The sequence below is a fragment of the Acidovorax sp. LjRoot118 genome (genome assembly GCF_964253575.1).
Lineage (GTDB): Bacteria > Pseudomonadota > Gammaproteobacteria > Burkholderiales > Burkholderiaceae_C > Acidovorax.
The window spans coordinates 4,603,437-4,621,483 of sequence record NZ_CAXURB020000001.1 but is presented as its reverse complement, the minus strand read 5'-3'; the positions used below and the strand labels follow the sequence as shown (position 1 = coordinate 4,621,483).

The 18,047-nt window shown below is 67.1% G+C and carries 13 protein-coding genes; 9 read left to right on the top strand and 4 right to left on the bottom strand.

Going from position 1 to position 18,047, the window contains the following annotated elements; genetic code table 11:
* The first annotated feature begins 8 nt into the window (after nt 1-8).
* The 4 genes from ACSQ9E_RS21745 to ACSQ9E_RS21730 all read left to right on the top strand — a co-directional run bounded on the left by ACSQ9E_RS21745 (nt 9) and on the right by ACSQ9E_RS21730 (nt 7,055).
* Nucleotides 9-1,865, top strand: a complete 1,857-nt coding sequence (locus tag ACSQ9E_RS21745; protein WP_436219177.1) for a M48 family metalloprotease — start codon at nt 9-11, stop codon at nt 1,863-1,865.
* A gap of 292 nt (nt 1,866-2,157) precedes the next feature.
* Complete coding sequence (locus ACSQ9E_RS21740; protein ID WP_057201290.1) at nt 2,158-4,080, top strand: PrkA family serine protein kinase; 1,923 nt, start codon at nt 2,158-2,160, stop codon at nt 4,078-4,080.
* Nucleotides 4,081-4,155: 75 nt separating this feature from the next.
* Complete coding sequence (locus ACSQ9E_RS21735) at nt 4,156-5,427, top strand: YeaH/YhbH family protein (protein WP_057201289.1); 1,272 nt, start codon at nt 4,156-4,158, stop codon at nt 5,425-5,427.
* Nucleotides 5,428-5,432: 5 nt separating this feature from the next.
* Nucleotides 5,433-7,055 (top strand): SpoVR family protein, encoded by a 1,623-nt coding sequence (locus ACSQ9E_RS21730; RefSeq protein WP_369819446.1) that lies wholly within the window; start codon nt 5,433-5,435, stop codon nt 7,053-7,055.
* 6 nt (nt 7,056-7,061) lie between these two features.
* Here the strand turns inward: ACSQ9E_RS21730 and ACSQ9E_RS21725 are convergent, their stop codons facing one another.
* From ACSQ9E_RS21725 to ACSQ9E_RS21715, 3 genes are all read right to left on the bottom strand, one after another.
* Nucleotides 7,062-8,498: an aldehyde dehydrogenase family protein gene (locus tag ACSQ9E_RS21725; RefSeq protein WP_436219176.1), complete on the bottom strand. Its 1,437-nt coding sequence runs from the start codon at nt 8,496-8,498 to the stop codon at nt 7,062-7,064.
* Nucleotides 8,499-8,508: 10 nt separating this feature from the next.
* On the bottom strand, nt 8,509-9,834 hold the full coding sequence (locus ACSQ9E_RS21720; RefSeq protein ID WP_436219175.1) for an aspartate aminotransferase family protein: 1,326 nt from the start codon (nt 9,832-9,834) through the stop codon (nt 8,509-8,511).
* Nucleotides 9,835-10,073: 239 nt separating this feature from the next.
* Entirely contained in the window at nt 10,074-10,955 is an 882-nt protein-coding gene (locus ACSQ9E_RS21715; protein ID WP_436219174.1) for a GntR family transcriptional regulator, read from the bottom strand.
* Nucleotides 10,956-11,036: 81 nt separating this feature from the next.
* Here ACSQ9E_RS21715 and ACSQ9E_RS21710 point away from each other — a divergent pair, with 81 nt between their 5' ends.
* From ACSQ9E_RS21710 to ACSQ9E_RS21690, 5 genes are read left to right on the top strand one after another with little or no spacing between them, the layout of a single operon-like run.
* Nucleotides 11,037-12,197 (top strand): C45 family autoproteolytic acyltransferase/hydolase, encoded by a 1,161-nt coding sequence (locus ACSQ9E_RS21710; protein WP_436219173.1) that lies wholly within the window; start codon nt 11,037-11,039, stop codon nt 12,195-12,197.
* 36 nt (nt 12,198-12,233) lie between these two features.
* A complete protein-coding gene (locus ACSQ9E_RS21705; RefSeq protein WP_436219172.1) occupies nt 12,234-13,811 on the top strand; it encodes an ABC transporter substrate-binding protein in 1,578 nt (525 codons plus the stop codon).
* A 32-nt stretch (nt 13,812-13,843) separates the two neighbouring features.
* Nucleotides 13,844-14,800, top strand: a complete 957-nt coding sequence (locus ACSQ9E_RS21700; RefSeq protein WP_436219171.1) for an ABC transporter permease — start codon at nt 13,844-13,846, stop codon at nt 14,798-14,800.
* Between the two features lie 2 nt (nt 14,801-14,802).
* Entirely contained in the window at nt 14,803-15,630 is an 828-nt protein-coding gene (locus tag ACSQ9E_RS21695) for an ABC transporter permease (RefSeq protein WP_369819444.1), read from the top strand.
* Nucleotides 15,631-15,668: 38 nt separating this feature from the next.
* On the top strand, nt 15,669-17,297 hold the full coding sequence (locus tag ACSQ9E_RS21690) for a dipeptide ABC transporter ATP-binding protein (protein ID WP_436219170.1): 1,629 nt from the start codon (nt 15,669-15,671) through the stop codon (nt 17,295-17,297).
* A gap of 80 nt (nt 17,298-17,377) precedes the next feature.
* Here the strand turns inward: ACSQ9E_RS21690 and ACSQ9E_RS21685 are convergent, their stop codons facing one another.
* Nucleotides 17,378-17,998, bottom strand: coding sequence for a VOC family protein (locus ACSQ9E_RS21685; RefSeq protein WP_057264636.1), 621 nt, complete (start codon nt 17,996-17,998; stop codon nt 17,378-17,380).
* Between the last annotated feature and the right edge of the window lie 49 nt (nt 17,999-18,047).

The following is an 18,047-nucleotide window of genomic DNA, read 5'->3' as shown; positions in this document are numbered from 1 at the left end:
CTTCCCGTATGAACATTGCACCTGCCCTGCGCGTGGGCCTGGCCAAGGTCTTTGCCTATTCGCTGCTCTCGCTGTTCCTGATCCCGCTGGCGGCCTACCTGTTCACCGGCTATGCGCAGCGCGATGAGGACGCTCAGTTCATCACCCGCATCAGCCAGCGCATCGACGCCGAAAAGGGCATGCCCGCGGCCGAGAAGCAGGCGCAAAAAGACTTCTACCGGGCCAACCCGCCGTCCACGATCTGCACCAACAAGAGCCCTCAGGTGGCGGATTACCGCGAGGCGATGTGCGAGACCTATGGCGAGCTGTGGCAGTTCAACCTGGTGCGCAAGGTCTCGCTTTGGAGCATGGTGGCCGGCGCAGTGCTGCTGGTGGCGGTGCTGGGCCTGGGCGCCTTGGCCTTTGTGGACCGCAAGATGCAGTACACCAGCTTCGTCACCGGCTGGCATCTGACCACCTGGGCCAGCGCCGCCTCGCTGGTGGTGCAGGGTGCGCTGGCGGTGTGGCTGTCGTTCTGGGTGACGGCCTTCTTTTTCCACAAGTATTCGCCCAAGCTCATCATCCTGGTGGGGATTCTGGTCGCCGGCGGCGTGTTCTTGGCCGTCAAGGGCATCTTCAAGCGCGTGCAGTTGCGCAACGGTGTGGACGGAGAACTCGTGACCGAGGCCGATGCGCCGCTGCTGTGGAAGCGCATCCGCCACATGGCGGGCCGCCTCAAGACCGAGCCGCCCAGGCACATCGTGGCCGGCATCGACGCCAACTTCTTCGTCACCGAGGCGCCGCTCACCGTCGGTGGGCAGCAGCTCACGGGGCGCACCCTGTTCGTGAGCATCCCCTTGCTGCGCCTCTTGGACCAGTCGGAAGCCGATGCTGTCTTCGGCCACGAGCTGGCCCACCTGCGCGGTGGCGACACCAAGAGCAGCGCGCTGCTGGGCCCCAAGATCAGCCAGTACGACCACTACCGCCATGCGATGCGCACCGGCGGGCTCACGGCGGTGGTCGCACCGCTGCTCGACCTGTACCGCATGATCTTCGAGGTGGCCCTGGCGCGCGAAAGCCGTGAGCGCGAGTTCAAGGCCGACCGCATCGCCGCCAAGCTCATCTCGCCCGATGCGATCGCGCAGTCGCTGATCAAGATTGCGGCCTACGCGCAGTACCGCTCCAAGATCGAGAGCGAGCTCTTCGGCCAGAACCGCAAGCACGATTCCGCCGCGCTGGGCATTGCCAGCTATGTGGCCCAGGGGCTGCCGCCTTATGCCGCATCGGCCGACTTTCTGCAGGAGATGAAGTCCGCCAACGTGCCCCACCCGTTCGACTCGCACCCTGCCATGACCGAGCGCATGCGTGCCGTGGGGGTGAGGCTGCCCGAGAGCGACTATGGCGCCATCGTCACGCGGGCGCCTGTTGCCACCTGGGCGCAGCAGATTCTCACGGCCGATGCCATCGAGCAGCGCTTGTGGGGCGAATACGAGCAGGCCTTTGCCGCCGACCACGAACGCAGCCTGGCCTACCGCTACGAGCCCGCCACCGACGAGGAGCGCGCGCTGGTGCTGCAGTATTTTCCGCCGGTGCAGTTCGCCTTGAAGGGCAGCGAGACGGTGACGGTCAGCATCGACGGCATCAGCACCTCGGCCGACGGCACCACCGTGTTCTGGGATGCGGTCAAGGCCTTGGAATTCAAGGAAAGCAGCTTTGGCAATGCGCTCGTCGTCACCCACCCCGAGAAAAATGCCCTGGGCCTTGGCGCCAAGACCAGCAAGATCAAGCTCGGTGGCCTGAAGAAAGAGAAAGACGATTTCAACGCCACCGTGGGCCACTACTGGCAGCGCCACCAGATCATGCGCGCGCACCAGCAGGAAGGGTAGGTCCCTGCCCAAAGCTTGCGGGCGGCGGCCAGGGCCGACCCGCCAATACCAGCCCTGCGCCTGGTGACAGGTGCTGATCTGCAGGGTCCTCTTGCAGTGGTGATGGACGGCTGAACTTTCTGCAGTGTGCCATGCTCTACCCAAGCGTGCATGGCCCTGGAAAAAAGCACGGCATGCCTGCGCTATTACCCTGTTCAATGGCAGGCCGTGGTGCTACAAAGGACCGGAGCCGTTAGCGATTCCCACTGCAAACCGTGGCACCCATGCGCAGGGTGCCACCACAGGAGGTCGTATGGATGCCATCAGCAATTTCGCCTCGCGTTACGCCCGTAGCCGTGAAGAGGAAATGTCGATCGACGAGTACCTCGCCGAGTGCAAGCGTGATCCCATGACGTATGCCACGGCGGCCCAGCGCATGCTGGCCGCCATTGGGGATCCCGAGACGGTCGACACGCGCAACGATCCGCGCATGTCGCGCCTCTTCGCCAACAAGGTGATCAAGCGCTACCCCGCGTTCGCCGAGTTCTACGGCATGGAGGATTCCATCGAGCAGGTGGTCAGCTTCTTTCGCCACGCTGCGCAGGGGCTGGAGGAGCGCAAGCAGATCCTCTACCTGCTGGGCCCGGTGGGCGGTGGCAAGAGCTCCATTGCCGAGCGGCTCAAGTACCTGATGCAGAAGGTGCCGTTCTATGCGATCAAGGGCTCGCCGGTGAACGAGTCGCCGCTGGGCCTGTTCGACGCGGTGGAGGACGGCCCGGTGCTCGAGGAGCAGTTCGGCATTCCCCGGCGCTACCTGCAGCGCGTGCTCTCGCCCTGGGCGGTCAAGCGGCTCGAGGAGTTCGGTGGCGACATCCGCCAGTTCAAGGTGGTCAAGCGCTACCCCAGCATCCTGAAGCAGGTGGGCATTGCCAAGACCGAGCCGGGCGACGAGAACAACCAGGACATATCGAGCCTGGTGGGCAAGGTGGACATCCGCAAGCTCGAAACCTTCGCCCAGGACGACACCGACGCCTACAGCTACAGCGGCGGCCTGTGCCTGGCCAACCAGGGCCTGCTGGAATTCGTGGAGATGTTCAAGGCGCCCATCAAGGTGCTGCACCCGCTGCTCACCGCCACCCAGGAGAGCAACTACAAGGGCACGGAAGGCTTTGGTGCCATCCCGTTCGATGGCGTGGTGCTGGCCCACAGCAACGAGAGCGAGTGGAAGGCGTTTCGCAACAACAAGAACAACGAGGCCTTCCTGGACCGCATCTACATCGTCAAGGTGCCGTACTGCCTGCGCGTGAGCGAGGAGATCCGAATCTACGAAAAGCTGATCCGCGAATCGTCGCTGGGCAACGCCGTGTGCGCGCCGGGCACGCTGAAGATGATGTCGCAGTTCGCCATCCTCACGCGCCTGAAGGAGCCCGAGAATTCCAGCATTTTCAGCAAGATGCAGGTGTACGACGGCGAGAGCCTGAAGGACACCGACCCGCGCGCCAAGAGCTACCAGGAGTACCGCGATTACGCGGGCGTGGACGAGGGCATGACCGGCATCTCCACGCGCTTTGCGTTCAAGATCATGTCCAAGGTGTTCAACTTCGACAGTGCCGAGGTGGCGGCCAACCCGGTGCACCTGATGTACGTGCTGGAGCAGCAGATCGAGCGCGAGCAGTTCCCTGCCGAGCTGGAAACCAAGTACACCAGCTATATCAAGGAGTCCCTCTCGCCGCGCTATGCCGAGTTCATCGGCAAGGAGATCCAGACGGCCTACCTGGAGAGCTACAGCGAGTACGGGCAGAACATCTTTGACCGCTACGTCACCTACGCCGACTACTGGATCCAGGACAACGAGTACCGCGACACCGATACCGGCGAGGTCTTCGACCGCGGCGCGCTCAACGCCGAGCTCGAAAAGATCGAGAAGCCGGCGGGCATCGCCAACCCCAAGGATTTCCGCAACGAGATCGTCAACTTCGTGCTGCGCGCGCGCGCCAACAACCAGGGCAACAACCCGAGCTGGACCAGCTACGAGAAGCTGCGCTTGGTGATCGAGAAGAAGATGTTCTCCAACACAGAGGAGCTTCTGCCCGTGATCAGCTTCAACGCCAAGGGCAGCGCCGAGGAGGCGCGCAAGCACGAGGACTTCGTCACCCGCATGGTGGAGAAGGGCTATACGCCCAAGCAGGTGCGGCTGCTGTGCGAGTGGTACCTGCGCGTGCGCAAGAGCAGCTAGCGCAGCGGCCAACAGGCTCTTGAAGGTTTTGCCAGTGCATCCCACCGGTGCGCTGGCCCATGATGGGGGCAAGGGATGGCATTGCAAATCATCGACCGCAGGCTCGCCGGCAAGAACAAATCGGTGGGTAACCGCGAACGCTTTGTGCGACGCTTCAAGGAGCAGATCGCCGAGAGCGTGCGCCGTGCGGTTTCGCAGCGTGGCATCCGTGACATCGAGCAGGCCGAGAGCATCAGCATTCCCAAAAAGGACATCGGCGAGCCGGTGTTCCACCATGGCCAGGGCGGCATCCGCGACATGGTGCACCCGGGCAACGCGGAGCATGTGCGCGGCGACCGCATCCAGCGGCCCCAGGGCGGGGCAGGGGGCAGTGGTGGCTCGCAGGCCAGCGACAGCGGGGAGGGGGAGGACGACTTCACCTTCACCTTGACCAAGGAAGAGTTCATGCAGCTCTTCTTCGAGGACCTGGCGCTGCCCAATCTGCTGCGCACGCACATCGGCGAGACCCCGAAGTACAAGCCGCGCCGCGCCGGCTACAGCCAGAACGGCATTCCCAACAACCTGGCGGTGCTGCGCACCATGCGCGGTGCGCTGGGGCGGCGCATCGCGCTGGGCCAGTCGGCGCACCGCGAACGGGCGGCTCTGCAGGTGCAGCTCGATGCCCTGGTGCAAGAAGGCAACGGCACCACCGACGAAGCGGTTGCGCTGCGGCTGCGCATCGAGGAGCTCAAGGAGCGCACCGGTCGCATCCCTTACCTGGACCCCATCGACCTGCGCTTTCGCTCCCGCGTGCAGGTGCCGGTGCCCAACAGTCAGGCCGTGATGTTCTGCCTGATGGACGTCTCGGGCTCCATGGACCAGGCGCGCAAGGACCTGGCCAAGCGCTTCTTCATCCTGCTATACCTGTTCCTCACGCGGCACTACGAGAAGATCGACATCGTCTTCATCCGCCACCACACGCAGGCCGCCGAGGTCAGCGAGGAGCAGTTCTTTCACTCCACCGAGAGCGGCGGCACGGTGGTCAGCAGCGCGCTGGTGCTGCTCGACCAGATCATCCGCGCGCGCTACCCTGCGGGGGACTGGAACATCTATGCCGCCCAGGCCAGCGATGGCGACAACTTCACCAACGACAGCGGCAATTGCCGCAGCCTGCTGGTGGACCGGATACTGCCGCTGGTGCGCTACTTTGCCTATGTGCAGGTGGCCCAGGAAGAGCAGAACCTGTGGGAGGAGTACAGCCAGCTGCAGTCGCAGTTTTCGCACTTCGCCATGCGCAAGGTCTCCGAGCCGGGCGACATCTATCCCGTGTTCCGCGACCTCTTCAAGAAAGAGGGGGTGCAGTTATGAACCACATGGCCCAGTACCCGGTGCTGGAGCGGCGCCTGCGCGACAACCCCTGGAAGACCGCCGTCGTCGGTGAGCGCCGCCACCGCACCGTGCCCGAGCAGCCCCTGCCCGCGGGGGCGCGGCCCGCGCAGCCGCTGCCCGATCCGAGTGACTGGACCTTCGAGCTGATCGAGCGCTACCACGCTGCGATCGCCGCCACCGCCGAGCGTTTCGGCCTCGACACCTACCCCAACCAGCTCGAAGTCATCACCGCCGAGCAGATGATGGATGCCTATTCCAGCGTGGGCATGCCGGTGAACTACCGCCACTGGAGCTACGGCAAGGAATTTTTGGCCACCGAGCGGCGCTACCGGCGCGGCCACATGGGCCTGGCCTACGAGATCGTCATCAACTCCAACCCCTGCATCAGCTACCTGATGGAGGAGAACACCACGGCCATGCAGGCCCTGGTGATCGCCCATGCCGCCTACGGGCACAACAGCTTCTTCAAGGGCAACTACCTGTTTCGCATGTGGACGGACGCCTCCTCCATCATCGACTACCTGGTCTACGCCAAGGACTACGTGGCCCAGTGCGAGGAGCGCTACGGCTTCGACGAGGTGGAACGGCTCATGGACTCGTGCCATGCGCTGGCCAACTTCGGCGTGGACCGCTATCGCCGCCCCTCCAAGAAGAACCTGGCGCGCGAGCGCCTGGAGCGCGCGCAGCGCGAGGCCTATGCCCAGCAGCAGGTCAACGATCTGTGGCGCACCCTGCCCACGCGCCCCGGCAAGGACGGCGCAGCGCTGGAGCACAACCGCTTTCCGCAGGAGCCGCAGGAAAACATCCTGTACTTCATCGAGAAGCACGCGCCGTTGCTGGAGCCCTGGCAGCGCGAGATCGTGCGCATCGTGCGCAAGATCGCGCAGTATTTCTACCCCCAGCGCCAGAGCCAGGTCATGAACGAAGGCTGGGCCACCTTCTGGCACTACACCCTGCTCAATTCGCTGTACGACGAGGGCTACCTCAGCGACGGGGTGATGATGGAGTGGCTGGGCTCGCACACCAACGTCATCTTCCAGCCCCCCGTGGGGCACCGCGCCTACAGCGGTATCAACCCCTACGCACTGGGTTTTGGCATGTACCGCGACATCCAGCGCATCTGCCAGAACCCGACGGCCGAAGACCGGCAATGGTTCCCCGACATCGCGGGCACCCCCTGGCTGCCCGCGCTCGACCATGCCATGCGCAACTTCAAGGACGAGAGCTTCATCGGCCAGTACCTGAGCCCGCACCTGATGCGCGAGATGCGCCTGTTCGCCCTGCACGACGACACGCGCCAGAGCGAGTTGCTGGTCAGCGAGATCCACGACGAAAACGGCTACCGCAACCTGCGCCAGTTGCTGTCGCAGCAGTACGACCTGGGCACGCGCGAGCCCAACATCCAGGTGTGGAACGTGAACCTGCGCGGTGACCGCAGCCTGACCCTGCGCCACACCCAGTACCAGGGCCGCCCGCTGGCCGACGGTACGCAGGAGGTGCTGCGGCATGTGGCGCGCCTGTGGGGCTTTGGCGTGCAGATCGAGGGCGTGGACGCCTACGGCAACCACCCGGTGATGCTGCACTCGGTGCCCGCTCCGACTGAATGACAGGCCCTAAGCGGCCAACTCCTCGTACCCGAACATCGACTTGGCCTCCAGGTACTCCTCGAAGCCCATGCGCCCCCACTCGCGCCCATTGCCCGACTGCCGGTAGCCCCCGAACGGAGCTGCGTGGTCGGCGCGTGCGCCGTTGAGGTGCACCATGCCGGCGCGCAGGCTGCGGGCGATGCGGCGGGCGTGGGCCAGGTCGGGCGCGCTTACATAGGCCGACAGGCCGTAGGACGTGTCGTTGGCGATCGCAATGGCCTCTTCCTCGGTGCCGTACGGCAGGATGCAGAGCACCGGGCCGAAGACCTCCTCGCGCGCAATGGCCATGGTGTTGCGCACATTGGCAAACACCGTGGGCAGCACGAAATAGCCCTGCTCCAGGCCCGCAGGCTGGGCAAGGCCGCCGGTGGCGAGTCGGGCCCCTTCGTGCAGGCCGTTGGCAATGCACTCGCGCACCTTGGCGTACTGCACCGCGTTGGCCACGGGCCCGAGCGTGGTGGCCGCGTCGCGCGGGTCGCCCATGCGCAGCGACTGCGCCACGTCCACCGCGATGGCCGTGGCCGCGTCGTGCAGGTGCCCCGGCACCAGCAGGCGCGTGGGCGCATTGCACGACTGCCCGCTGTTGCGAAAGCACTGCAGCGCCGCCTGGCGGATGGTGGCCGGCAGGTCCACGCCGTCCACCACAATGCAGGGCGACTTGCCGCCCAGTTCCTGCGCCACGCGTTTGACCGTGTCGGCCGCCGCCTTGGCCACGGCCACGCCGGCGCGCGTGGAGCCGGTGAAGGAAACCATGTCGATGTCCGCATGCGCCGCCATGGCTGCGCCCACGCCCGGCCCGTCGCCGTTGACCAGGTTGAACACGCCGCGTGGCACGCCCGCTTCGTGCAGCACCTGCGCGAACAGCAGGGCCGACAGCGGCGCCGTCTCGCTGGGCTTGAGCACCACGGTGCAGCCCGCGGCCAGCGCGGGCGCCACCTTGCAGGCGATCTGGTTCATGGGCCAGTTCCACGGCGTGATCAGGCCGCACACGCCGATGGGTTCGCGCGCCACGCGGGTGCGGTTCACCACCTCGTCGAAGGCATAGCCCACCAGCACTTCTGCGGTCTGGCGCAGGTGCGACAGGCCGGCCACTGCATGGGCCTGGCGGGCCAGTGTGATAGGTGCGCCCATCTCGAGTGAGATGGCCATGGCAATCTCGTCCATGCGGCGCTCGTAGGCGGCAATCACCGCGTGCAGCACGGCCAGCCGCTGCTCGCGGCTGTGCGCTGCCCATGCGGGGAAGGCGCGGCGCGCGGCGGCCACGGCGCGGTCCAGGTCGCGCGCATCGCCCAGCGCGATGCGCGCCACGGGCTGCTCGGTAAAGGGGTCCACGACGTCCTGCGTGCGGGTGCCCAGCGCGGGCGTCCAGGCGCCATCGATGTAGAAATTCAGGTGCTGCTGCATGGCGCTCGCTTCAGGCGGTGGCCCGCAGGGCGGTGCGGATGCTGTCCACCACCTCGCCGATCTGTGCCTCGCTGATCACCAGCGGGGGCGAGAGCACCAGCGTATCGCCCGAGTTGCGCACCAGCACGCCCGCCTCGAAACAGGCCACATGCACGGCATTGCCGCGCGCGCCGGCAGCGGCTGGGCGCGATGCCAGGTCCACCGCACCGAGCAGGCCGATGTTGCGCACATCGGCCACGTGCGGCGCGTCGCGCAGGCCGTGCAGGGCGGCTTCCCACACCGGGGCGATGGCCTGCACGCGCGCGGCCAGGCCGAGCTCCTCGTGCACGTCCAGCGTGGCCAGGCCAGCCGCGCAGGCCAGCGGGTGGGCCGAATAGGTGTAGCCGTGGAACAGCTCGATCACGCTTGAAGAGCCCCGCATGAAGGCGTCGTAGACCGTGTTGCCCACGACCACGCCGCCCATGGGCACGGCGCCGTTGGTCATGCCCTTGGCACAGCAGATCAGGTCGGGCGTGACGCCGAAGGCCTGGGCCCCGAAGGCGGCGCCCACGCGCGCAAAGCCGGTGATCACCTCGTCGAAGATCAGCAAGATCCCATGCTGCGTGCACAGCTCGCGCAGGCGCTGCAGGTAGCCCACGGGTGGCGGGTACACACCGCCCGAGCCGGTGACGGGCTCGACGATCACGGCCGCGATGGTGGCCGGGTCGTGCACCACGAACAGCTGTTCCAGCGCATTCGCGTAGTGCGCGCCCGTGGCGGGCTGGCCGCGCGAGAAGCGCGCATCGGCGTCGTACGGCAGGGGCAGGTGGGCCGTGTCGGGCAGCAGCGGTCCGAAGTCGCGCTTGTGGCGCCCGAGCCCGGCCACCGAGAGGCCGCCAAAGCCCATGCCGTGGTAGCCCTTGGCACGGCCCACCAGCAGCGTACGGCGCGCATCGCCACGCGCCTGGTGGTAGGCACGGGCGATCTTGAGAGCGGTGTCCACGGCCTCGGAACCCGAGTTGGTGAAGAACACATGGTCCATGCCGCCCGGCGCCAGGTCGGCGATGCGCCGGGCCAGCGTGAAGGCGGCCGGGTGGCTCATCTTGAACGACGAGACGAAGTCCATGCGGCCTGCGGCCTCGCGGATGGCCTCGGTGATGCGCGGCTGGCCGTGGCCCGCGTTGCAGCACCACAGGCCGGCCATGGCGTCCAGCACCTGGCGTCCGTCGTCGGTGGTGTAGTGCATGCCCTGGGCAGCGGTGAACAGCATGGGCTGCTGCTGGAACTGGCGCTGGGCGGTGAAGGGCAGCCAGAAGGCGTCGTCGTTGTGGGCGCTGGAGGGGGTGGCGGAAGTCATGGGGGCTTTCGGTAGGTGCTGCACAGGGAAGGGCAGGGCGCCGCGTTGCCGCCATGGCGGGCACCAGCCCCTGCATGCCCTCTATTATGTTTTTTGGTTTAACAAAAATCAATATAGCCGAGCGTTTGGCAGAGGCCGCGCGCTTCAAACTGGCACGGCCCAAACCAGCGCCCCCGCGCAAGCTTGGACGGCAACGAAGAGCGGCCGCCTCTGGCGGACGCACGGAGGCGCGAAGCGACTCAGGGGGTGGATTTAACCGGCGGGCGCAGGCGGCTGGCCACGTCGAGGTGGCGCTGCATCAGCAAGGCGGCCAGCTCCGTGTCACCGGCCTGCAGGCGGTCGAGCATCTCCAGGTGCTCGCGGCAGTTCACCTGCATGCGCTCGGGGCCGTACTTCCAGTCGTAGTTGGACAGGCGGCGCAGGCGGTTCTGGCGCTGGATGTCCATGTGGAAGAAGCGGTTGCCCGATGCGGCGGCCACGCCCTCATGGAAGGCGGCGTTCATCTCGAAGAAGGCGATGCTCGACGAGTCTTCCGACAGCGTGCGCAGGAACTCCTCGTGCTGGCGCCGCATCTCCAACGCCCAGGCGGGCGGCAGCGCAAAGCCTGGCTCGCGGATCGCGGCCGGCTCGATCACCATGCGGTAGCGGTAGCTCTCGTGGCGCACGCTGGCATCCCATGCGCCCGTGGCAAAGCGCCAGCCATAGCCGAGCTTGGGCTCGATGGCGCCCAGGTCGGCCAGGCGCTCCAGCGCATTGCGGATGGCCGGGCGGCCCAGCTCGTAGGCTTCCATCAGCTCCTTTTCGGAGACGTATTCCCCCAGGTTGCCATGCTGGCGGTCGTAGGCAATGCGCCGCAGCAGCTCGTCACTGCCATCGGCCGCATCGCGGGCGGGGGAGGGCAGGGGCGGCACACGCAGCAGCTCCACCCCGCGGTGCGGCTTGCGCTCGGCAAAGCCCTGCTGCGCGAGGTGGTCGAGCGCAGCACGCACCGGCGTGCGCGAGACGCCCAGGCGCTCGGCGAGCTGGTTTTCGTTGAGGCGCGCACCGGCCGCCAGGCCGTCCTCGTGGATGAGGCGGCTGATGCGGTCTGCCAGTTCCAGATGCAGGGGGGTAGAAACCATAGTCAGAAACAGTTGATGTTTTTTATTCTACAAAATACAATTCAGCCCATCGATCAATGATCGCTCACTCCACCCATCGCCATGGACCAGACTTTCCCTTGGGGCGCCGACCAGCCCATCCCTTCCTGCCCGTTGATCGAGGTCCGCGGTGCACCGCGCGAGCGCGGCCGCCAGTATGGCGAACAGGCCAAGGCGCGCATCCTGCGCGGCATCGAACATTACTCCACCCAGCTGGAGGGCAGCCAACTCGGCTGGCCCGAGATCGGCACGCTGGTGAAGACTTTCGAGCCCACCATCGAAGCCTTCGATGCCGCCTACCTCGACGAGATGCGTGGCATTGCCGAGGGGGCCGGTGTGTCGTATGAGGCCATCGTGATGCTCAATGCGCGCACCGAGATCCTCAAGCTCGCCGACCGGCGCCGCAAGGGCCAGCCCGCGCAGATCGACCCCGATGGCTGCACCGGCGTGGTCGCGATGCCTGAAGCCACCGCCTCGGGCCGCGTGATCCATGCGCAGAACTGGGACTGGAAGGCGGAGTGCGCCGAGACCGCCGTGGTGCTGCGCGTGCTGCGCGACGACGGCCCGGACATCCTGACATTCACCGAGGCGGGCGGCATGGCGCGCTCGGGCATGAATTCTGCAGGCATCTCCATCACGGCCAACTACCTGGAGTCCGACCGTGACTACCGCCAGCTCGGCGTGCCCCTGGCCCTGTTGCGCCGCAAGGCGCTGGAGCAGGTGCAACTGGCCCTGGCCATGCGCATCGTGTACTGCACGCCCAAGTCGGCATCCAACAATGTGATGGTCTCGCATGCCACGGGCGTGGCCATCGACTTCGAATGCGCACCGGACGAGACCTTCCAGATCCACCCCGAGCGCGGTGTCATCGTGCATGCCAACCACTTCCAGAGCCCAATTGCGCTGACCAAGATCAAGGACATGGGCATCGTCAACACGCCCGATTCGCTGTACCGCGACCTGCGCGTGCGCGCCCTGGTGGAGCCGCACATCGGCGCGCTCACCCGCGAGCACATCAAGAACGCGCTGTTCGACGACTTCCAGTCGCCCTGGTCGGTGTGCCGCCCGCCGCGCCCCAACTCCAGCAGCAACCTCTCGGCCACGGTGGCCATGGTGGTGATGGAGCCGGCCCTCGGTGAGATGGAAGTCGCCATGCTGCCCGCGCTCAGCCGCCGCTTTGAGGCGTACCGCCTGGACCTGGAACGCCACCTGGCGCTGGCCTGAGCGCGTTCGCTTGCCCCACGAAGAAAGGACCCCGAGATGACTACTGCTCCCTCGCGCTGGCTGTCCCAAGGCCTGGCCCTGCTCGCCGGCTTCTGCGCGGTTGGCCTGGCCCAGGCCCAGCCGCAGGCCGATACCCTGCGCATCCGCCTGAATGCCGACATCCGCTCCACCGACCCCGGCGTCAACCGCGACAACAACACCGACGCGGTGATGATGCACGTGCTGGAGGGCCTGGTGGCCTACCGCGAGGACGCTTCCGTGGCGCCGCTGCTGGCCCAGTCGGTCGCGACCTCGGCGGACGGCAAGACCTACACCTTCAAGCTGCGCCAGGGCGTCAAGTTCCACAACGGGGCTCCGCTCACGGCCGATGACGTGGTGTTTGCCTGGAACCGCTACATGACCCCCGCCAACAACTGGCGCTGCCTGGCCGAGTTCGACGGGCGCGGCCTGGCCAAGGTGGTCAAGGTGGATGCGCCCGATGCGGCCACCGTGGTCTACACGCTGGACAAGCCCTCGGCCCTGTTCCTGGCGACGCTGGCGCGCGTGGACTGCGGCGGCACGGGCATCTACCACCGCAGCTCGCTCGAAGTCGACGGCAAGTGGCGCGAGCCCGTGGCCACCGGCCCCTACAAGCTGGGCGAGTGGAAGCGCGGCCAGTACATCGAGCTGTTGCGCAATGACGGCTATGCGGCGCTGCCCGGCCCGCGCGATGGCAACACTGGCGCCAAGATCGCCGAGACGCCTAAGGTGCGCTTCGTCATCATCCCCGATGCCTCGGCGGCCAAGGCGGCGCTGTTCTCGGGCGGCATCGACCTGAACTACGACATCAACGACGAGGACATGGCCGAGTACAAGGGCCGCAAGGATGTGCTGATGGAGACCCAGGCCACCATGAACGTGCAGGGCCTGCTGTTCCAGACGCGCGACCCGCCGCTCAAGGATGCGCGCATCCGCCGCGCCATCGCGCTCGCGCTGGACATGCCCGAGCTGGTGGCCGCCGTCACCTCGGGCAATGCCCCGCCCAGCCGCTCGGTCGTGCCCACGCCCAGCGCCTTCTACAAGAAGCCGCAGGCTGCGGTGCCGCCGCGCAACCTGGCGCTGGCCAAAAAGCTGCTGGCCGAGGCCGGCTACAAGGGCGAGCCCATCAAGATCCTGGCCACCAAGCGCTACAACAGCGTGTTCAACATCGCCGTGCTGACCCAGGCCATGGTGCAGGAGGCCGGCATCAAGGCCGAAGTGGAAGTGCTCGACTGGGCCACGCTGCTCGATCGCTACACCAAGGGCAACTACCAGGCCATGGCCTTCACCTTCTCGGCCCGGCTGGATCCGGCGCTCTCGTACGAGATGGTGACCGGCCCCAAGGACAAGCAGCCGCGCAAGGTGTGGGACGAACCCCTGGCCCACGAACTGCTGGCCAAGAGCATGGAGACCAGCGACGCAGCCCAGCGCCAGGCCCTGTTCGACAAGCTCGAAGCCCGCATGCGCGAGGACGTACCCGCGATCTTCATGTACTCGGCTGTGAACACCAGCGCCGCCCGCTCGTACGCCAGGGGTTACAAGGGCTGGGCGCTGGGCACACCGCGTGCCTGGGGCGTGGCGCTGCGCGCTCCGTGAAGCCGATGGCCTGCTGACCTGGTACGCACACCATGGGTTCCTCCTTTCCCCTCTACGTCGGCCGGCGCCTGCTGTGGACGCTGCCGACCCTCTTTCTCGTGAGCCTGATGGTCTTCGTGCTCATGCGGCTGGTGCCCGGCGATCCGGCGTTGCTCATCCTGGGTGACAGTGCCACACCCGAGCAACTGGCCGACCTGCATGCCCAGTTCGGGCTCGACCGGCCCATCCCCGTGCAGTTCACGCTGTGGCTGGGCAAGATGCTGCAGGGCGACCTGGGCCACTCCATCACCAGTGGCGAGGCCGTGCTGCCGCTGCTGCTCGAACGCTTCCAGGTAAGCGCCGCCATCGTGCTCGTGGCGGTAGCCCTGGCCGCGCTGCTGGCCGTGCCCGCAGGCCTCCTGGCCGCGTGGAAGCAGAACAGCGTGCTCGACACCATGGTGGTGGCCGCCGCCACGTTCTTCCTGTCCATCCCGAGCTTCTGGCTGGGCCTGCTGCTGCTGCTCTTCGTCGGGCTCAAGCTCGGGCTGGTGCCGGTGGTGGGCTACGTGCCCTTCAGCGAGGACTGGCGCTCGGCGCTGACCTTCCTCATCCTGCCGACCATCACGCTGGCGCTGATCGAGCTGGGTATCCTGACCCGCATGGCGCGCGCCAGCGCGGTGGAGGTGCTGCGCCTGGAGTACGTGACGCATGCGCGGGCCAAAGGCCTGTCGGAGCGGCGGGTGCTGCTGCGCCACGTGCTGCCCAATGCGTTTGCGCCCACCTGGACCATGATCGGCCTGGTACTCGGTAACCTCTTGGGCGGCATCGCGGTGCTGGAGACGGTGTTCACGTTGCCGGGCCTGGGCCGCCTGCTGGTGGATGCGATCTTTGCGCGCGACTACCCCGTGGTGCAGGGCTGCCTGCTGTTCACGGCCGCCATCTACGTGCTCGTCAACCTCGTGGTGGACCTGTGCTATCCCCTGTTCGATCCCCGGGTGTCCGCGTCATGATGATGAAGCGCTTTCTCCAACGTTTGCGCACGAATGCCCTGGTCGGCAGCGTGCTGGTGTCCCTGGTGGGCGCCATGGCCTTGCTGTCGGTGTTCTGGACGCCCTACAACCCCATGGGTGTGGCGCTGCGCCAGCGGCTGCAGCCGCCCTCGGGCGCCTACCTGCTGGGCACCGATGAGTTTGGCCGCGACATCCTTTCGCGCCTGATGGCCGGGGCCGGCACCAGCCTGCTGGTGGCCGGGCTGACCGTGGCGCTGGCTCTGGGGCTGGGCGTGGTGATCGGCCTCGTGGCTGGCTACTTCCGCGGCTGGCTGGACCGGGTGCTGATGGTCTTCAACGACGCCATGCTGGCCTTCCCCGGCATCCTGCTGGCCCTCGGGGTGATGGTCATCGTGGGCGCCAACCAGTGGGGCATCATCGTCGCGCTGGGCCTGGCCTATGCGCCCACCGCAGTGCGCGTGGTGCGCGGCTCGGTGCTCTCGCTGCGCGAGAAGGAGTACATCGAGGCCTCCGAGGTCATCGGCAACTCCGGCCTGCGCACGGTGTTCGCGCACATCCTGCCCAACTGCGTGGCGCCCCTGGTGGTGCTGGCCACCTCCATGTTCGGCTGGGTCATCCTGGCCGAGAGCGCGCTCAGCTTTCTGGGCCTGGGCGTGCCGCCACCGGCACCCACCTGGGGCAACATGCTGGCCTCGGGCCGACCCTACATCGAGACCGCCGCCTGGCTGGGCATTGCGCCCGGTGCCTGCATCGCGCTCACCCTGCTCGGCGTGAACCTGCTGGGCGACGCGCTGCGCGACTGGCTCGACCCGCGCATGGAGCACCGCTGATGCGGCCATCGTCCTACCCCTTGGCGGAAAGAACCGACATGACGACCGAGAAGAACCCGCTGCCGCTGCTGTCCGTGCGTGAGCTCACGGTGCATGGCCCCCACGTCCGTCCGCTGCTGGACGCCGTTTCGTTTGACGTGCCCGCCGGCGGCGTGGTGGCCCTGGTGGGCGAATCGGGCAGCGGCAAGACCATGGCCGGGCGCGCCGTGCTCGGCCTGCTGCCGCCCCAGGTGCGCCAGAGCGGCGGCAGCGTGCTGCTGCAGGGGCGTGATGTGGGGACCATGTCGGCGAACGCCTTGCGCGCGCTGCGCGGCTGCGACGTGGGCATGGTGTTCCAGGAGCCCATGGTCTCGCTCAACCCGGCGATGACCATTGCCGAGCAGCTCTTCGAAGGCTTGCGCCTGCACGAGCGGCTGAGCGTAGCCCAGGCACGCGAGCGCGCCATCGCCATGCTGCGCCGCGTGCAGATCGCCGACCCCGAGCGCTGCCTGGCTGCCTACCCGCACCAGTTCTCGGGCGGCATGCGCCAGCGCATCATGCTGGCCTCGGTCATGCTGCTCAAACCGCGCCTGTTGATCGCCGACGAACCCACCACGGCGCTCGATTCGCTGAGCCAGCGCGAGGTGATGGAGATCATGGCCGAGCTCACGCGCACCGAGGGCACGGCGGTGCTGCTGATCACGCACGACCTGGGACTGGTGGCGCGCTACGCGCAATCGGTGGTGGTGCTCGAAAAAGGCCGGCTCGTCGAGGCCGGCCCCGTGCGCAGCGTGCTGACCGCGCCGCGCCAGGCCTACACCAAGAGCCTCATCGCTGCGCTGCCCCAGCGCAGCGCCCAGCGCCCGGCGCGACCCGTGCAGGCACCGCTGATCGAGGCCAAGGACGTGCATGTGAGCTTTCCCGGTGCGCGCCAGGGCTGGCTGTCCAAGGCGACGCCCAAGCTGGCGGTGCGCGGTGTGTCGCTGGCCATCCAGCCCGGCGAGGTGGTGGCCGTGGTCGGGGGGTCGGGCTCAGGCAAGACCACGCTGGGCCGCGCCATGATCGGCCTGTTGCCCGTGGCGGGTGGCGATGTGTGCTTTCGCGGCACGCCGCTGGGCCAGGCCGATGCGGCAGGGCGGCGCGACTTCCGCCTGGCCTGCCAACTGGTGTTTCAGGACCCGTACTCCTCGCTCGACCCGCGCCAGCGCGTGCGCGATATCGTGGCCGAGCCGCTGCGCCACGGCCCGCCGCTCACGCGCGAGGCGCTGCAGGCCTCGGTGGACGCCATGCTGGCCGAGGTGGGGCTTGCCGGCTTTGGCGAGCGCTACCCGCACGCCCTGTCGGGCGGCCAGCGCCAGCGCGTGGCGATTGCGCGCGCGCTGGTGCGCAAGCCCGCCTTCGTGGTGGCCGACGAGCCCGTCTCGGCGCTGGACATGACCATCCAGAAGCAGGTGCTGGCGCTGCTGCGGCGCCTGCAGGCCGAGCGCGGCTTCGGCTGCCTGTTCATCTCGCACAACCTGGCGGTAGTGTCCGAGATCGCCGATCGCATCATCGTGATGGAGAACGGCCGCATCGTCGAAGAGGGCAGCGTGGCCGACATCTTCGACCGGCCGCAGCAGCCCTACACCCGGGCGCTGCTGGAGGCCGCCACGACCAGCGACCTGCTGGCCGAGCTGGATGCGGTGTAGCCACTGGCCGGCACAAGAAAATGCAAAAGGCGCCGCCCGCAAGGGCGGCGCCTTTTTTACTGGGGCAGCGGTTCAGCCTCTTAGCCCTTGGCGAATTCAGGCCGGTCGTTGGCCTGGGGCTTGAGCGGCTCGGCCGCCTTGCCTTCGGCGCGCTCCTTGCGCCACTGCTCCTTGCGCGCCGTCCACTCCTTCAGGCGCGCATGCGCCACGGTGCTGTCCTTGGCCATGGCGTTGGCGTCGGCCAGCTGGGCAGTGAGCTCCAGGCGGATGCCGTTGGGGTCGAAGAAATAGATGCTCTTGAAGATGTGGTGGTCGGTCACGCCGAGCACCTCGATGCCGAAGGCCTCCAGGCGCTCCTTGGTGTTCTGCAGTTCCTGCACCGTGTCCACGCGGAACGAAATGTGGTTGACCCACAGCGGCGTGTTGGGCGAGGGCTCGGCCTTCACGTCGTCGCCCAGGTCGAAGAAGGCGATGAACGAGCCGTCCTTCAGGCGGAAGAAGAAGTGCGTGTAGGGGCAGTACTCGCCCGTGCTGGGCACGTGGTCGCTCTGGATGATGTGGTACAGCGGCAGGCCCAGGATGTCCTCGTAGAACTGGCGTGTTTCCTCCGCGTCGCGCGCCTTGTAGGCGTAGTGGTGCAGCTGCTGGAAGGCGGCAGGTGCGGGCAGGCTGGCGAGATCGGGCTTCAGAACGGCATTCATGCGGTTGTCTCCTTGGGTCCATGCGGGTGTCGATGTAGAAATTCTACTA

What these genes read in the sequence shown, in the direction of transcription:
- ACSQ9E_RS21745 (WP_436219177.1), top strand. Translation starts at nt 9, where the DNA reads ATGAACATTGCACCTGCCCTGCGCGTGGGCCTGGCCAAGGTCTTTGCC.
- ACSQ9E_RS21740 (WP_057201290.1), top strand. Translation starts at nt 2,158, where the DNA reads ATGGATGCCATCAGCAATTTCGCCTCGCGTTACGCCCGTAGCCGTGAA.
- ACSQ9E_RS21735 (WP_057201289.1), top strand. Translation starts at nt 4,156, where the DNA reads ATGGCATTGCAAATCATCGACCGCAGGCTCGCCGGCAAGAACAAATCG.
- ACSQ9E_RS21730 (WP_369819446.1), top strand. Translation starts at nt 5,433, where the DNA reads ATGGCCCAGTACCCGGTGCTGGAGCGGCGCCTGCGCGACAACCCCTGG.
- ACSQ9E_RS21725 (WP_436219176.1), bottom strand. Translation starts at nt 8,498, where the DNA reads ATGCAGCAGCACCTGAATTTCTACATCGATGGCGCCTGGACGCCCGCG.
- ACSQ9E_RS21720 (WP_436219175.1), bottom strand. Translation starts at nt 9,834, where the DNA reads ATGACTTCCGCCACCCCCTCCAGCGCCCACAACGACGACGCCTTCTGG.
- ACSQ9E_RS21715 (WP_436219174.1), bottom strand. Translation starts at nt 10,955, where the DNA reads ATGGTTTCTACCCCCCTGCATCTGGAACTGGCAGACCGCATCAGCCGC.
- ACSQ9E_RS21710 (WP_436219173.1), top strand. Translation starts at nt 11,037, where the DNA reads ATGGACCAGACTTTCCCTTGGGGCGCCGACCAGCCCATCCCTTCCTGC.
- ACSQ9E_RS21705 (WP_436219172.1), top strand. Translation starts at nt 12,234, where the DNA reads ATGACTACTGCTCCCTCGCGCTGGCTGTCCCAAGGCCTGGCCCTGCTC.
- ACSQ9E_RS21700 (WP_436219171.1), top strand. Translation starts at nt 13,844, where the DNA reads ATGGGTTCCTCCTTTCCCCTCTACGTCGGCCGGCGCCTGCTGTGGACG.
- ACSQ9E_RS21695 (WP_369819444.1), top strand. Translation starts at nt 14,803, where the DNA reads ATGAAGCGCTTTCTCCAACGTTTGCGCACGAATGCCCTGGTCGGCAGC.
- ACSQ9E_RS21690 (WP_436219170.1), top strand. Translation starts at nt 15,669, where the DNA reads ATGACGACCGAGAAGAACCCGCTGCCGCTGCTGTCCGTGCGTGAGCTC.
- ACSQ9E_RS21685 (WP_057264636.1), bottom strand. Translation starts at nt 17,998, where the DNA reads ATGAATGCCGTTCTGAAGCCCGATCTCGCCAGCCTGCCCGCACCTGCC.